Annotated in this window: 13 protein-coding genes and 1 pseudogene; 8 read left to right on the plus strand and 6 right to left on the minus strand. The window is 67.3% G+C overall.

Annotation, left to right across the window (positions count from 1 at the left end; translation table 11 throughout):
• Positions 1-18: 18 nt before the first annotated feature.
• Positions 19-888, plus strand: a complete 870-nt coding sequence (locus ABZ928_RS11200) for a Bro-N domain-containing protein (protein ID WP_361517001.1) — start codon at positions 19-21, stop codon at positions 886-888.
• Positions 889-969: 81 nt separating this feature from the next.
• Here the strand turns inward: ABZ928_RS11200 and ABZ928_RS11205 are convergent.
• Positions 970-1080 (minus strand): annotated as a pseudogene (locus tag ABZ928_RS11205) (pirin-like C-terminal cupin domain-containing protein); the annotation flags it as partial.
• Between the two features lie 631 nt (positions 1081-1711).
• On the opposite strand from ABZ928_RS11205, the gene ABZ928_RS11210 reads away from it, so the two are divergent.
• The gene (locus tag ABZ928_RS11210) at positions 1712-6913 is read left to right on the plus strand and encodes a DUF6531 domain-containing protein (RefSeq protein ID WP_361517003.1); all 5202 of its coding nucleotides are present in this window, start codon (positions 1712-1714) and stop codon (positions 6911-6913) included.
• Positions 6910-7113 (plus strand): hypothetical protein, encoded by a 204-nt coding sequence (locus ABZ928_RS11215; RefSeq protein WP_361517005.1) that lies wholly within the window; start codon positions 6910-6912, stop codon positions 7111-7113. The genes ABZ928_RS11210 and ABZ928_RS11215 overlap by 4 nt, the downstream gene beginning before the upstream one ends.
• A 270-nt stretch (positions 7114-7383) precedes the next feature.
• Here the strand turns inward: ABZ928_RS11215 and ABZ928_RS11220 are convergent, their stop codons facing one another.
• Positions 7384-8355 (minus strand): pirin family protein, encoded by a 972-nt coding sequence (locus ABZ928_RS11220; protein ID WP_361517007.1) that lies wholly within the window; start codon positions 8353-8355, stop codon positions 7384-7386.
• 110 nt (positions 8356-8465) lie between these two features.
• Positions 8466-8696, minus strand: coding sequence for an Arc family DNA-binding protein (locus ABZ928_RS11225; protein WP_361517009.1), 231 nt, complete (start codon positions 8694-8696; stop codon positions 8466-8468).
• Positions 8697-8713: 17 nt separating this feature from the next.
• Here ABZ928_RS11225 and ABZ928_RS11230 point away from each other — a divergent pair, with 17 nt between their 5' ends.
• Entirely contained in the window at positions 8714-9916 is a 1203-nt protein-coding gene (locus tag ABZ928_RS11230; protein WP_361517011.1) for a transposase, read from the plus strand.
• A 103-nt stretch (positions 9917-10019) separates the two neighbouring features.
• Here the strand turns inward: ABZ928_RS11230 and ABZ928_RS11235 are convergent, their stop codons facing one another.
• Entirely contained in the window at positions 10020-10484 is a 465-nt protein-coding gene (locus ABZ928_RS11235; protein WP_361517013.1) for an SseB family protein, read from the minus strand.
• A gap of 122 nt (positions 10485-10606) precedes the next feature.
• On the opposite strand from ABZ928_RS11235, the gene ABZ928_RS11240 reads away from it, so the two are divergent.
• From ABZ928_RS11240 to ABZ928_RS11255, 4 genes are all read left to right on the plus strand, one after another.
• Entirely contained in the window at positions 10607-11416 is an 810-nt protein-coding gene (locus tag ABZ928_RS11240) for an intradiol ring-cleavage dioxygenase (RefSeq protein ID WP_361517014.1), read from the plus strand.
• A 133-nt stretch (positions 11417-11549) separates the two neighbouring features.
• Positions 11550-13376 (plus strand): acyl-CoA dehydrogenase, encoded by a 1827-nt coding sequence (locus ABZ928_RS11245; RefSeq protein ID WP_361517016.1) that lies wholly within the window; start codon positions 11550-11552, stop codon positions 13374-13376.
• Between the two features lie 99 nt (positions 13377-13475).
• Positions 13476-14771, plus strand: a complete 1296-nt coding sequence (locus ABZ928_RS11250; protein WP_361517017.1) for a M18 family aminopeptidase — start codon at positions 13476-13478, stop codon at positions 14769-14771.
• 66 nt (positions 14772-14837) lie between these two features.
• Entirely contained in the window at positions 14838-15074 is a 237-nt protein-coding gene (locus ABZ928_RS11255) for a DUF6458 family protein (protein ID WP_361517019.1), read from the plus strand.
• A 33-nt stretch (positions 15075-15107) separates the two neighbouring features.
• On the opposite strand, the gene ABZ928_RS11260 is transcribed toward ABZ928_RS11255, so the two are convergent.
• Positions 15108-15449 carry an SHOCT domain-containing protein gene (locus ABZ928_RS11260; protein WP_361517020.1) on the minus strand — a complete coding sequence of 114 codons (342 nt, stop codon included), beginning with the start codon at positions 15447-15449 and terminating at the stop codon, positions 15108-15110.
• 6 nt (positions 15450-15455) lie between these two features.
• On the minus strand, positions 15456-15890 hold the full coding sequence (locus tag ABZ928_RS11265) for a DUF6325 family protein (protein WP_361517022.1): 435 nt from the start codon (positions 15888-15890) through the stop codon (positions 15456-15458).
• Positions 15891-15970 lie beyond the last annotated feature (80 nt).

The raw sequence follows: 15970 nt of genomic DNA on the forward strand, positions 1-15970 counted from the left end.
CACGGAGGTGATGCTCGAATGAACGAGCAGAACAACACGCGCAAAGACGCGATCGACATCAACGACTTCGTGTACGCGGCCACGGGGACGCGGGTGCGGAGGCTGACGATGCCGGACGGTAAGTACTGGTTCCCGGCGGCGGACGTACTCAAGGAACTGGGGTACAGCAACCCCCGGAAGACTCTGGCGGACCATGTACCCACAGAGAACCGAGAGACGCTCGAGAGCGTAACTGGAGGGCACGGTCTCAGCATTCCCGCAGGTCGGGAGTGGCGCCGAGACATGAATCTCGTGGACCTCCAGGGTCTGATCCGGTTGGTCAACGGCTGCACCAAACCGTCTGCCCAGCCTTTCAAGGCTTGGGCCTCCGAAGTCATCGCCACCATCCAGCGCGACGGCTCCTACTCCCTGGAACCCGCCCCCGTACAACCCGCCCCCACCGAGCACACCGCGTACGCCGTGCCCGAAAAACTCGCCGACGCACTTGTCCGGCTCGAAGAGCGCGCGTCTCGGACGGACGAAGCGCTACGGCGGATCGACGACAAGCAGAACACGATCATCGACTCGCTCCGGGACATCACCCAGACTCTCCGACGCTCCGGCGACCGCTCCCGCCCCGTCGAGGCCCCGGAGTTGACGCCTCAGCAACTCCTGAGCAACTGGAAGTCCCGGAACCTGGTCGTCACCGAGGACGTCCACGCGGTGGCCGCCCACCTCGCCCCGGCGCTCCTGCACGGCGGCGCGGGCTACAGCGTGGACGAGATCTCCGTCTGCACCGGTCTGTCGCCCGACCGCGTCCACGACAGCCTTGAGCTGCTGTCCGAGCAGAAATGCGTACGACAGGTAGGCCGCACTCCGAACGGCGCGCCCTTCTACGTGCTGCCGTAGCAACCAAGAGAACAGGCCCGAAGCCGCAACACGAACTTGCGGCTTCGGGCCTTGTCGTACCGTACTCGTCTCCGCGGCCCGTTACAGGCCACCCTCCGACATTCCATGCACGGCGGGGATCGTCCCCAGCCGTCCCTTCTGGAAGTCGTCGAACGCCTGCTGGAGTTCCTCACGGGTGTTCATGACGAACGGGGCCCGTAGTGGCACCAGATCAACGGCGCCCCTCACATCGGTACTTCGCTCGTGCAGTGCCTCGCCTACGCCCAGGCCCCTCCGCGACCAGACCATGAAGGAAGCTCTCGGCGCCTTGTCCATCAAGATCCACCTGATGACAGCAGCGTAGCCAAAACCGCCGAAGTCGGATCTCCCTCATCGGAACGCGGGGCCCCGGTCACACCGGGGCCCCGCGTTCGTCACATGCCATGCCCGCCAAGTTCACCATTAGCCTGCGCCGCCGTAGTCATGTTCGCGCCAATCCCGAAACGCCACCACGCCTCAACACGCCACTTGATCAGGCCCTCCACGACCCACACGAGTCCGCACCATCCCCCCGAATTCCGGTCACATATGTGATCTACGGATTGATCGTCGCACCTCTTGATCAAGGATCACAACGGCACTCCGTTCACACCCATCACACAAGGGATGCACAGTGCACACACGAGCACGAAGACCACTCATCACGCTACTGGCCCTGACCCTGATAGCCATTGCAGGCGTCGTACCCGCCTGGGCTCTCCCCGACCACCCCGTTGCTTCCCCGGCCGCAATCGCCCCGGCCGAGGCCCGGACAGCGGAGGATCTACCCAAGCCCCCCAAGGCCATGACGCTGGCCGAGCGGCGTAAGCAGGTCAAGCAGGACCGGGACGATCTGTCTCCGATGCGAGGCTATCTGCACCCTCGCAGCAAGGACTCCGGGAAGCCGTCCGCAAAGCCCCACAGCCGCCCGAAGAAGCTCCCGCAACAGGGCCCCGCAGCTGAAGGCTCCACCAAGTCGCCTACCGCCGAGGGCTACGCAACGTCCCTGGCCGCTGCCGCGACGGCCGACCCGGCATGGGTGACGGCCTACGCCACCGCCTATCCGGCTTACCTGTCGATCGGCGGGGGCCTGAAGTTCTCCTCCGGTACGGCTTCGTCGTACTCCGGGCTGTGGATGTACGTCCTGGACGAGGGCGGCAACATCGTCTACAACCAGGAGGTCAACAAGGCGACCGATGATCCGACCGGGAAGTTCCTGGAGAACGGAGCCTGGTGCTACGGCTGGTGGGCGGCCAACTCCTACCCAGCCGACCAGTGCTTCTGGTGGAGCACGAACAAGCTCGGTGGTCACCTCCAGGACGGAAAGAAGTACTACGCCTGGATCTTCCTCAAGGGCTCGGACGGCACGTGGAGTTCGAACGGGACCACCTCATCGCTGGTGGAGGCGTTCTACACCCCGGACATCCCTGGCGCTCAGGCCGGCATCTGCTCCTGCTACGCGCAGGCCCACCGCGCCGACCCGGTCAACACAGCGACCGGCATGTTCTTCGAGCAGCTCACCGACGCTCAACTGGTCGGCGTAGGCAAGCAGGTGGCCCTGGAGCGCACCTACCGCTCCGACTCCGCCACGACCGGACTGCTCGGGCGTAGCTGGGCGACACCGTTCGACACAAAGCTGACGATCGCCACCAGCACGGTGACCTATCAGGCCGACGACGGGGCGAAGTTCGTCTTCACGCAGGCCAGTGACGGCACGTACACCGCGCCGGCCGGTTCGGCAGCCAAGCTTGTCAAGGGCACCAGCACCTACACCGTCACCACCCCGGATCACACCAAGCGGACCTTCAGCAGCACCGGTCAGCTGACGTCGGTCGTCGACAACGCCGGCCAGGGCCTGACGCTGACGTACACCTCCGGCAAGCTGTCCTCCGTCAAGGACGCGGCAGGCCGCACCACGAGCTTCACCCTGAATGCCGACGGCACGGTCAACAAGGTGAGCCTCCCGGACTCCACCTCGGTCTCCTACGCCTACACGGGCGGCTTGCTGACCTCCGTGACCGACCCGGCGGGCAAGGTCTCCTCCTACGCCTACGACACCAACAAACGGCTGTCCTCCTACACCGACCCCGCTGGCGGCAAGGTCAGCAACACCTACGACTCCACCGGCAGGGTCAGTACCCAGACCGACCAGAACAGCAAGAGCACGTCCTTCACCTGGGATGGCAGCCGCGAGTCGCACACCACGGCACCGGACGGCGGTGTCTGGAGCGACATCTACTCCGGCAACGTGCTGCTGGAGAGCATCGACCCGTACGGGAAGAGCGTCTCCTACAGCTACGACCGCTATCTGCGCCCCGTCGAGATCACCGACCAGCGCGGCAACACCACGGAGATGACCTACGACAGCGCCGGGCGCATGCTCACGCGCAGTTCGCCGTCGTCGCTCGGCTACTCCGAGAGCTGGACCTACGACACCGCCGGCAACATCCTCAGCCACACGGACGGGCGCGGCAACAAGACGTCGTACACCTACAACACGTCCAACCAGCTGACCTCGAGCACCGATCCGCTCAGCGGGAAAACGTCGTACACGTACAACTCTCTGGGTGCCCTGGCCACCGTGACGAGCCCGCGCGGCAAGGTCACCTTGTACGGCTACGACGCGGCCGGGAACAGGACCTCGGTCACCACGCCGCTCGGCGAGAAGTCGACGTTCACCTACGACGGCGCGGGCCGCATCCTGTCCAAGACCGACCCGCGCGGCAACGTTTCCGGCGCGGACCCGGCCGCCTACACCACGAAGTACACCTACGACGGGCGCGGCCTGCTCAGCTCGGCCGCCGACCCCATGGGCCACACCACCACATACGGCTACAACGGCGCCGAACAGCTGACCTCGGCAAAGGACCCCGCGGGCAATACCACCAGCTACGGCTACGACAACGCCGGGAACCTCACCAAGACCACCGACGCACTGGGCAAGTCGGTCAACCGCACCTACGACGCCTACGCCAACCTGACGTCGGAGACCGACCCGCTAGGCAACAAGACCACCTGGACCTACGACAAGGCGGGCCGACTGCTCAGCGCGGTCTCCGCGCGCGGCAACGTCTCCGGTGCCGACCCGGCCGCCTACACGACAAGCTACGCCTACGACGCCGCGGGCAACCGCACCAAGGTCACCGGCCCGACCGGCGCATCCGTCAGCACCGAGTACGACGCGGTGAACCGGCCCGTGAAGGTCACCGACGCCCTGGGCAGCGCGACCGTCTACGCCTACGACGCCGTCGACAACGTCACCAAGGTCACCGACGCCCTGAGTAACAGCGTCTCGTCCGTCTACGACAAGAACAACCAGCTGACCAGCAGCACCAACCAGCTGGGCAAGAGCACCAGTTACGCCTACGACGCCGACGGCAACCTGCTCAGCCGCACCTCCCCGCTGGGCTACAAGGAGAGCTGGACCTACGACGGCGACGGACGCCAGGCCACTGCCGTCGACCCGCGGGGCAACGTCTCCGGTGCCGACCCGGCCCAGTACACGACCACCAACGGCTATGACCCGGCCGGGAATCTGCTGACGGTCACCGACCCTCTCGGCGGTGTGACGCGTACCGACTACGACGCAGCCGGCAATGTCACCAAGCGCACCGACGCAGACAAACGCGTCACCACCTACGGCTATGACAAGCTCGACCAACTCACCTCGGTCACTGCGGCCGACGGCGGCAAGACAGCCTACGCCTACGATCTGGCCGGCAACGTCATCCATCGCGCCGACGCCAACGGTAACGTCACCGCCTACGGCTATGACGCGGCACGCCACCTGATCACGGTCACCGACCCGCTGAACCGCGTCACCTCGTACGGGTACGACGCCGAGGGCCAGCAGATCAAGAAGACCACTGCGCGGGGTTCGACCAGCTACGCCTTCGATGCCCGCGGTCTGCTCACCGCGGTTGACTACTCCGACACCACTCCCGACGTGTCGTATGCCTACGACGCCGCCGGGCAGATGACAACCCGCGCCAACTCGAAGATCTCCGAAGACTTCGCCTACGACGCGGTCGGCAACCTCACCAAGACCCGCGGCTTCGCCTACACCTACGACGCTGCCGGCCAGATGCTGACCCGCAAGTACTCCGACGGCAACACCATCGGCTACGCCTACGACAACGACGGGCGTACGTCGTCCATGACCGCCGACGGGGTCACTACCAGCTACGCCTGGGACGCCGCGGGCAACCTGACCCGCTCCACGCTGCCCAACACCGAGACTGAGGACCGCGCCTACGACCGGGCCGGCCGACTGACCGCGGTCACCTCCGCCAAGTCCGGCACCACGGTCACCAAGACGGCGCAGACCCTGTCCGCCGCCGGGCTGCCCACCCACGTCGACATCACCCGGGCCGGTGTCGGTACCGGTGGCTGGGATCTCACCTACGACACCACCGGCCGTCTCACCGCAGGCTGCTTCCCGCAACCCGGGGCCACGGGCTGCCCGTCCGGCCGAAGCACCACCTACACCTACGACAAGGTCGGCAACCGGCTGACGTCCACGCTGGGCACGACGTCCACCAGCTACGCCTACGACGCGGCCGACCAGCTCAGTTCAGCCGTCACCGGCACCACGACCACCGCCTATTCCTACGACAGCGAGGGCAACCAGACCAAGGCGGGCGCCGACACCTACACCTACGACCTGGCCGGACAGATCTCCGCGGCCACCGTCGGCGGCAACAGCTACACCTACGACCACGACGCCAGCGGCAACCAGGTCGCCACCAGCCAGGCCGGAACGGTGATCAGCCGGACGCAGTGGGACCCCAACGCCCCGCTGCCCATCCTGGCCACCGAGTACGACGGCGCCTGGGCGATCAAGCAGTCTTACCGCTACGACCCCCTGGGCCAGCCCGCCTCCACCAAGACCGGTTCGGGCGCCTCCTTCTACTACCACCACGACACCCAGGGCTCCCCGGTCGACGTCACCAACAGCAGCGGAACCCTGTACCAGCGCTGGTCCTACGACCCGTACGGCACCCGTGTCTCGGACACGGTCACCACCGGCGCCCCCGCGAGCACCCCCTCGTACACGGGCGCCCGCTACGAGACCACCACCGGCAACCTCGACCTCCACGCCCGCCAGTACAACACCACCACCGGCCGCTTCAACCGCCCCGACCCGGCGACTCCCACGCGCAGTAACCCCTACGTGTCGGCGTACGCCTACGCCAACAACCAGCCGACCCTGCTCACAGACCCCAGCGGGCTGACCCCTGACGACCCCAACAACGAGCGCGTCGACAGCCTCGGCGAGGGTCTCAAGATCTTCGGTGACGGTTTCCTTCAGGGCCTCAGAGCGCCCTTCGAGTTCCTCGGTGATGCCTACGATGCGGTCACCGGCCAGAATGGAGGCGCTGGAGCCTTCGTCGACAAGTACCTCCCTGTCCGTCCCGCCTACCGGCTCTACCGGGCCGAGTACATGCTGCGGCAACAGGGGTGTGACGCCCTCGCCGACCTCTATGCCGCTGCAGCAGATGAGCTCACCAAGCAGATCGCTGTGGTGGGGGTTGGCGGTCTCACGGGATGGCGCCGAGCCGCGGTCAACCCCAGTGGCATTGCCGCCGAGGGCGAAATAGGCGCAATCACGCGTCTCCTTTATGGCGCCCGCAAGGGAGAGGGGCTGCCCGGCTCAGTCGGTGTTCAGATCAGCAAGCGTCCTTCCGTGACGGAGCTGGAAAACCTGACGATTAAGCACGGCGTCGAATTCGCCGTGGTCTACAAGCTGGGCCCTGGCCCCAAGGGCACGGGCGGCCAGTACTACCTCTACTCTGGTGTCTCCAATCGGGTACAGATCCCTGTACAGGCTGACACCATCCTCGTCTACCACACGCACCCGAAGGGCTACGCCTACCCGAGCCCAGCAGACAAAAGGCTCCTGGACGCCTTCGAAAAGGCAGGATCGCCCATGCGTTCGTCGCAGATCATTCCGGTCGGCAACGGCGGTATGGTCGTCACCTTCACGAAGCACGGGGTGACACCATGACAGACGAACAGGAGAGCCTGAACTACCTATGGGACGGGACCGAGGACGGCTGGGTCGTCATCACATCTGACCTCGGGCTCGGAACCATCTACAACACCAAGACACGCATGGCTCTCCTCCTTGAGGACGAGGCCGAATACGAGCACGCCATCCAGGCGATGCACGAGCACGGCCGTCCCTTCCTGGACTCCATCCCGTAGGAGACGTGGTGGCCGCCTTGGTACCGAAGGCGGCCACCACAATGCCAGCGAAGCAGGGGCATAGTCCGCACACAGTCCGCAGGACACCCGCTAACGACCGTCGCACCCCATCGCCACCAATCACCAAAAGGCCAGGTCAGCGCCCCACAGGAAACATCCCCGCAGGTCACCGACCCGGCCCATTACTAGGAGACCAAGAAGGCGGCTTTGAGCGCGGACGATCCTCAACCCTTTCCGGGTGGACTCGTCCACGTGCGGCCGTAGTGAGCCCTACAGTCGCCCCTCAGACATGCCGTGCACTGCCGGAATCGTGCCTAGACGCCCCTTCTGGAAGTCCTCGAACGCCTGCTGGAGCTCGTCCTTGGTGTTCATGACGAACGGACCGTAGTGCGCCATCGGCTCACGGATCGGCTGCCCGCCCAGGAGGACGACCTCCAGGTCCGGCGCGTTGGAGTCCTGCTTCTCGTCCGCGCGGACCGTCAGGGAGCCGCCCGCGCCGAAGACTGCCGTCTGGCCCAGGTGGATGGGACGTCGGTCGCTGCCGACCGAACCGCGCCCGGCCAGGACGTAGGCCAGCGCGTTGAAGTCCTCACGCCACGGCAGCGTGATCTCCGCACCCGGCGCCAGCGTCGCGTGGATCATCGTGATCGGCGTGTGCGTGATGCCGGGACCCTCGTGGCCGTCCAGCTCACCCGCGATCACCCGCAGCAGCGCGCCACCGTCCGGCGAGGTCAGAAGCTGGACCTGGCCGCCACGGATGTCCTGGTAGCGCGGGTCCTTCATCTTGTCCTTGGCCGGCAGGTTCACCCAGAGCTGGAGACCGTGGAAGAGACCGCCGGACTTCACCAGGGACTCGGGCGGGGTCTCGATGTGCAGCAGGCCGGAACCTGCCGTCATCCACTGAGTGTCCCCGTTGGTGATGGTGCCGCCACCACCGTTGGAGTCCTGGTGGATGAAGGTGCCGTCGATGATGTACGTGACGGTTTCGAAGCCGCGGTGAGGATGCCACGGTGTCCCCTTCGGGGCGCCCGCAGGGTAGTCCACCTCCCCCATCTGATCCATCATGATGAACGGATCCAGATGCCGGTAATGAATCCCGGCGAACGCACGTCGCACCGGAAAGCCCTCGCCCTCGAAGCCGCTCGGCGCGGTCGTGACGCCGACCACAGGACGGGCCGTGGCGTCGGCCGGGGCGGTCACCCGCGGGAGCGTCAGCGGGTTCTCTACGGTTACGGCAGGCATGACAGAAGCCCTCCTCCAGAAGGTTCAACATTCAACATAGTTGAACTGTGAACAACCCGCAAGCATTCCCCTGGGCGACGGCGGCCCGTGGCCGAGTTCCCTTGCCCGCATCAGATCGAGGTGCGGTCACCTTCCGCTTGCGAGACAGGGGACGACTTCCGGCGAGGCCGGGCAGGAACAGCCGCATCATCGCCGAGTGATCCCCGGGGGGCCTCGGCCCTACGGAGGCCGACCTCAAGCAGGTGCAGGATCTCTGAGTTGAGGGACCGCCGGTCCGCTGAAGCACGCTCCGTCACACGTTCGTGGAGGTCTTCCGGAATCCGGAGAGAGAAACGAATCATGACGCTATGGTGGCATCATGATGACATCATTGGAAGCTGTCAGGTCCGGGCACGCCCGGTACACCTGCCGACTCCGTGTGTCGTCCACCGCCGGTACAGCACTACTGGCGGAGTGGGACCGATGCCGCTGGATCTGGAACGAGTGCGTGGTTCGCTCGAAGAGGGCCCACCGTGACGGAGAGAAGTGCGGTCCGGCACTGCTGGACCGGATGCTGACCCAAGCCCGAGCGGTCACACCCTGGCTGGCCCAGGGTTCCTCGGTGCCGCAGCAACAACTCATCCGCGACTTCGGCAAGTCCCGCGCCAAGTCCTTGAAGGACATCAAGGAACGGCTCCCGGTACGACAGCGGGCCGGGATGCCGAAGCACAAGAAGAAGCGCGAAGCGCTGCCCACCCTGAACTACACGAAGCGGGGCTTCAGACTCAAGGACGGGCTGCTGTACCTGGCGGGCGGCATCGTTGTGTCGGTCGTGTGGTCCCGCGACCTGCCCGCCGAACCCACGTCGGTACGGGTGTACCGGGACAGCGTCGGCCACTGGTACGCCTCGTTTGTTGTCCCAGCCCAAGTCCTGCCGCTGCCGGCCACCGGCCGGGTGCTCGGTGTCGACTGGGGCGTGCGGGAGACCGCGACCACCACCTCGGACAGCCATGACCTCCCGCACCCTGAGCACGGCAAGAAGGCCGAACAGAAGCTGTCCCGATACGACCGCATGATGGCCCGCCGCAAACCCAAGAAGGGCCAGGCAGCCTCACAGGGCTATCGGAAGGCAAAGAAGTCGCGGGCGAAGACGTACCAGAAGATCGCCCGGCAGCGGCAGGACCATGCCCGCAAGTGGGCCAAGAAGGTTGTGCGAGACCACGACGTAATCGCGGTGGAGGACTTCAAACCGAAGTTCCTCGCGAAGTCGTCGATGGCGCGCAAAGCGGCTGACGCCGCGATCGGCGCTACCAAGAAGGCCCTGATCGAGATGGGCCGCAAGCACGCGCGGGACGTACGCCTCGTCCATCCCGCGCACACCACCATGGACTGCGGCCGGTGCGGAGCGAGAGCCAAGCACGCCCTGCCGTTGTCGGAACGCACCTACACCTGCACCGCGTGCGGACTCGTGTCCCCCCGGGACAAGAACTCCGCCCGCGTGATGCTCGTCCGGGCAGGTCTGAACCCGGCTGGTGACGACGGCGTAAGACCTCCCGGAGCGCCGCTCCAGAAGGCCGCCTGAGCCAGGAATCTCCTCCCTTTGCGGGAGGGGAGCAGTCAATGCAGGCATGTCGGTACGTGCTACGTGCTCCTGCTCCGCCACCGACTCCTCACACAGGAACCGGTCAGCCGTACATCCTTCGCATCGCGAAGTCGACCATCTGCTCGACCGCCTTCGCGTCGAACACCATCCGGTGCTCGCCCTCCATGTCGAGGACGAAGCCGTACCCGGTCGGCAGCAGGTCGATCACCTCGGCGCCCGTGATCACGAAGTACTTGGACTCCTTGCCCGCGTACCGCCGCAGTTCCTTCAGCGAGGTGAACATCGGGATCACCGGCTGCTGGGTGTTGTGCAGGGCGAGGAAGCCGGGGTTGTCGCCGCGCGGACAGTAGACCTTCGACGTGGCGAAGACCTGCTGGAAGTCCTCCGCGGTCACCTGCCCGGTGGTGAAGGCGCGCACCGCGTCCGCGAGGGACGGCGGGGACGGCTCGGGATACAGCGGCGGCTGCTGGCCGTACCCGCCCGGCATCTGCTGCTGCGGCGCGGCGTACTGCTGCTGCGTACCCGCGCTCTGGTCGTAGCCGTACATGGGCGCAAGCGTACCGAGAGCGGCGGGGCGGCGGACCGCTATGGGGTGGCCGGGAAACCGACAGGGACTCGACAGCGGTCACCCCCTGGGGTTCGGGGGCCGCCGCTCCTAGCGTCTTTGCCATGCACCGACACGAACCCGACGAGATCCACGAGCACGACCGGGGACTCTCGTACGACCTTCCCGTCCTCGCCCGCCGCCGGATGATCCGGCTGTTGGCGGGGGCGAGCCTGGTGCCGCTGGTCGGCTGCTCCGCCGACGAGGGCGGCGCGGGCAGCGAGGGCGGCGAGGCCTCCTCCGCGTGCTCGCCCATCCCCGAGGAGACCGCCGGCCCCTACCCCGGCGACGGCTCGAACGGGGTGAACGTCCTCAAGGAGAGCGGTGTCGTGCGCGGCGACATCAGGAGGAGCTTCGGCGACTCGGCGGGCGGCACCGCCGAGGGCGTACCGCTGACGGTCACGCTCACCGTCGTGGACGCGGATTCCGGGTGCGGTACGCCGAGGAAGGGTGCCGCCGTGTATCTGTGGCACTGCGACCGGGAGGGCGCGTACTCCCTGTATACGGAAGGTGTGAGGGACGAGAACTATCTGCGGGGCGTGCAGGAGACCGACGAGAAGGGGCAGGTGACCTTCACGAGCGTCTTCCCGGGCTGTTACACCGGCCGCTGGCCGCACATCCACTTCGAGGTCTACGGCAGCCTGGCGGACGCAACCGCCGCGACCGCGATCACCGGCACCTCGCAGCTGGCCTTCCCGAAGGAGGTGTGCGACACGGTGTACGCGACGGACGGCTATGGCGCGAGCGTGGCCAACCTGAGCGAGCTCTCCCTGGCGGAGGACATGGTCTTCGGGGACGGGTACGAGCGGCAGATGGCGGCCGTGGAGGGGAGCGTGGGCGCGGGATACACCGCGACACTCACCGTTCCGGTGTGAACCGTCACAGATGGCCGGATCAGGGTTGCGGTTTATTACTGGCGGGTAGCATCATCGTATCGAAGCTACTTGTTGGTATGTGAACTAGCGCGAGGATCCAGTGCCTCGCCCGTCTCTCCAGGGAGCCGTCGCCATGGGGCACTACAAGTCGAATCTCCGCGACATCGAGTTCAACCTCTTCGAAGTCCTCGGCCGCGACAAGCTGTACGGCACGGGTCCCTTCGAGGAGATGGACGTCGAGACCGCGAAGAGCATCCTCGACGAACTGAGGCGCCTCTCGGAGAACGAGCTGGCCGAGTCCTTCGCGGACGCCGACCGCAACCCGCCGGTCTTCGACCCGGAGACCAACACCGCGCCGGTCACGCCGTCCTTCAAGAAGTCGTACAAGGCCTTCATGGAGTCCGAGTACTGGCGTCTGGGCCTGCCCGAGGCCATCGGCGGCACGACGGCGCCCCCGTCGCTGATCTGGGGGTTCGCGGAGCTGATCCTCGGCGCCAACCCGGCCGTGTGGATGTACTCCTCCGGCCCGGCGTTCGCCGGGATCCTCTACGACGAGGGCAACGACGTACAGAAGAAGATCGCTCAGATCGCGGTCGAGAAGACCTGGGGCTCCACCATGGTCCTCACCGAGCCGGACGCCGGTTCGGACGTCGGCGCGGGCCGTACCAAGGCGATCCAGCAGGAGGACGGCTCCTGGCACATCGAGGGCGTGAAGCGGTTCATCACGTCCGGTGAGCACGACATGGAGGAGAACATCCTCCACTACGTCCTCGCCCGCCCCGAGGGCCACGGCCCGGGCACCAAGGGCCTGTCCCTCTTCCTCGTCCCGAAGTACCTCTTCGACTTCGAGACCGGCGAGCTGGGCGAGCGCAACGGCGTCTACGCCACGAACGTCGAGCACAAGATGGGCCTGAAGGCCTCCAACACCTGCGAGATGACCTTCGGCGACCAGCACCCCGCCAAGGGCTGGCTGATCGGCGACAAGCACGACGGCATCCGCCAGATGTTCCGCATCATCGAGTTCGCCCGCATGATGGTCGGCACGAAGGCGATCTCGACGCTGTCGACCGGTTACCTGAACGCGCTGGAGTACGCCAAGGAGCGCGTCCAGGGCACCGACCTGGCCGCGTTCGGCGACAAGGCCGCGCCCAAGGTCACCATCACGCACCACCCCGACGTGCGCCGCTCGCTGATGACGCAGAAGGCGTACGCCGAGGGCATGCGCGCCCTCGTCCTCTACACCGCCTCGATCCAGGACGCGATCGCCGTCAAGGAGGCCGCGGGCGAGGACGCGAAGGCCGAGCACGCGCTCAACGACCTGCTCCTGCCCATCGTCAAGGGCTACGGCTCCGAGAAGGGCTACGAGCAGCTCGCCCAGTCGCTCCAGACGTTCGGCGGCTCCGGGTTCCTCCAGGAGTACCCGATCGAGCAGTACATCCGCGACGCCAAGATCGACACCCTGTACGAGGGCACGACCGCGATCCAGGGCCAGGACTTCTTCTTCCGGAAGATCGTCCGCAACCAGGGCGCGGCCCTGAACTCCCTCGCCGAGGACATCAAGAAGTTCCTGGCGCTCGGCACCGGCGGCGAGGAGCTCTCCGCCGCCCGTGAGCACCTCGCGAAGGCGGCCGTCGAGCTGGAGGCGATCGTCGGTCTGATGCTGACCGACCTCGCGGCCACCGAGGCGGACGTCAAGAACATCTACAAGGTGGGCCTCAACACCACCCGCCTGCTGCTGGCCTCCGGTGACGTCGTCGTCGGCTACCTGCTCCTCAAGGGCGCGGCCGTGGCCGCCGAGAAGCTGGAGACCGCCTCCGCCAAGGACAAGGCGTTCTACACCGGCAAGATCGCGGCGGCGAAGTTCTTCGCGGCCAACGTCCTGCCGGGCGTCACGGGTGCGCGCAAGCTCGCCCAGGGCGTCGAGCTGGACCTGATGGAACTGGACGAGGCCGCGTTCTAGGACACATCCGCACAGCTCTCCCGAGGGCCCGCTCCCATCGCCGGGAGCGGGCCCTCGTACGTCGTCTAGGTGAACCTCTTCGTCGTTAAGGTGAACCCCATGAGCGAACCCTCCCGCTTCGACCGCGGCCACACCGACGACCTCATGTCCTATCTGGCTGCCAGCCCCTCGCCGTACCACGCCGTGGCGAACGCCGCCGAGCGGCTGGAGAAGGCCGGCTTTAGGCAGGTCGCCGAGACGGACGCGTGGGACGGGACGAGCGGCGGCAAGTACGTGCTGCGCGGCGGTGCGATCGTGGCCTGGTACGTCCCCGAGGGCGCCGAGGCGCACACGCCGTTCCGGATCGTCGGCGCGCACACCGACTCCCCGAACCTGCGGGTCAAGCCGCTGCCCGACACCGGGGCGCACGGCTGGCGCCAGGTCGCCGTGGAGATCTACGGCGGTCCGCTCCTCAACTCCTGGCTCGACCGCGACCTGGGCCTCGCGGGCCGGCTGACCCTGCGGGACGGTTCGACGCGGCTGGTGAACGTCGGCCGGCCGCTGCTGCGGGTGCCGCAGCTCGCCATCCACCTGGACCGCTCGGTGTCGGCGGAGGGACTCAAGCTCGACAAGCAGCGGCATCTTCAGCCCATCTGGGGTCTGGGCAACGATGTCCGGGACGGCGACCTCATCGCCTTCCTGGAGGAGGAGGAAGGGCTCGCGGCGGGCGAGGTCACCGGCTGGGACCTGATGGTCCACTCCGTCGAGCCGCCCGCCTACCTGGGCCGTGACCAGGAGCTGGTGGCCGGACCGCGGATGGACAACCTGCTGTCCGTGCACGCCGGGGTGGCCGCGCTGACCGCCGTGTCGGCCGGCTCGGACCTCGGCTACATCCCCGTACTCGCCGCCTTCGACCACGAGGAGAACGGCTCGCAGTCGGACACGGGTGCGGACGGACCGCTGCTCGGGAGTGTCCTTGAGCGTTCGGTGTTCGCGCGCGGAGGGTCGTACGAGGACCGGGCGAGAGCCTTCGCCGGTACGGTCTGTCTGTCCTCCGACACGGGCCACGCGGTCCACCCCAACTACGCGGAGCGCCACGACCCCACACACCACCCGCGCGTCAACGGCGGCCCGATCCTCAAGGTCAACGTCAACAACCGCTACGCCACGGACGGTTCGGGCCGCGCGGTCTTCGCCGCCGCCTGCGAGAAGGCGGACGTGCCCTTCCAGTCCTTCGTCTCCAACAACTCCATGCCGTGCGGCACCACGATCGGCCCGATCACCGCGGCCCGGCACGGCATCAAGACCGTCGACATCGGCGTGGCGATCCTGTCGATGCACAGCGCGCGCGAGCTGTGCGGGGCGGACGACCCGCATCTGCTGGCCAACGCGCTGGTGGCGTTCCTGGAGGGGTAGCCTCCGCGCGGCCGGGTACCCGCCGTCCGGACCGGACCGACCGGACCGGACAGGGAGGCGACACTCATGGGCCTCGGCGGATGCATCATCCTCATCGCCGCGGGAGCCATCCTCACGTTCGCGACCGACTGGGACATGCAAGGGGTCAATCTCGACCTGGTCGGCATCATCTTCATGGTCGTGGGGCTGATCGGCGTCGCGACGTTCAGCAGCATCGCCAAGCGCAAGCGCGTGGTGATGCCGCCCAACAGCACGGTCGTCGAGGAGGGACGGCGCACCGGGCGGGACGGCTACGGCGTCTGATCACAGACCAAGAGTGCCACCCGGCACTGACAATCACCGATCCAGGATCTTCGCCTTGGCCGCCGCGAACTCCTCCTGGGAGATCAGGCCCTGCTGGAGCAGCCCGCCGAGCTGGGTGAGCTGCTCGGTGACGGTGGGCGCGGCGGCGGGTGCGGCAGTGGCGGGCGCGGGGGCCTCGGGCTGCTGAGCCTGTTGCTGCGTCTGCTGGGTCTGGAGCTGGGCGATGGCCTCGTTCTGGTCCTGCTCGCGCTGGGCGTTGCGGGCCGCGCCGCGACCGGCCGCGTAGGCCGTGCCGCCGATCAGCATGCCCCGCAGCAGCGGGGAGCCGACGGGGCGGAGCACGGGGCGCATCAGGGGTCCTCGACGTACGAGCATGCGGGGTCAGCTCCTCTGCGGGGCGGTGGCCAGCGCTTCCCGGCGGGCCGCGTGGGCCTGCGTCACATGGCCCGGGGGGATCCGTACCGAGGCCGCGACCCGGCCGCCGGCCGCGCGGACCGCGTCCGCCGCCCGGGCGGCCCACACATGCTCGACGAGGAGTACGAGGGCGGCGTGGCCGGGATCGAGGACGGCGGCCACCTCCGCCGCGTCCTCGGGGCCGATGAGGCTCGCCTCGTCATGCCCTGCGACGACGTCGGCGAACTCCTCGATCTCGGCGAGTTCCGCGGTCGCCACCTCCCCGGTCGCCGCCTTGGTGACGACGAGCGAGTCGATCAGCCGGACCTCGCCGGAGAGCCGGAGTTCGGCGAGGGTCTTCACGACGTCGGCGGTGAGCCCTTCCTCGGGGAAGGCCAGCACGACGAACTCCACCGGGCCCATGGACGGCGCTCCTCTCACGGAGTTCCCCGCCACTGCGGGGTTCCCCCGCCATCCGAACACGCCCCGGCGTCCGCCGCATC

This window comes from Streptomyces sp. NPDC046909, assembly GCF_040644695.1.
Taxonomy (GTDB): Bacteria; Actinomycetota; Actinomycetes; order Streptomycetales; family Streptomycetaceae; genus Streptomyces.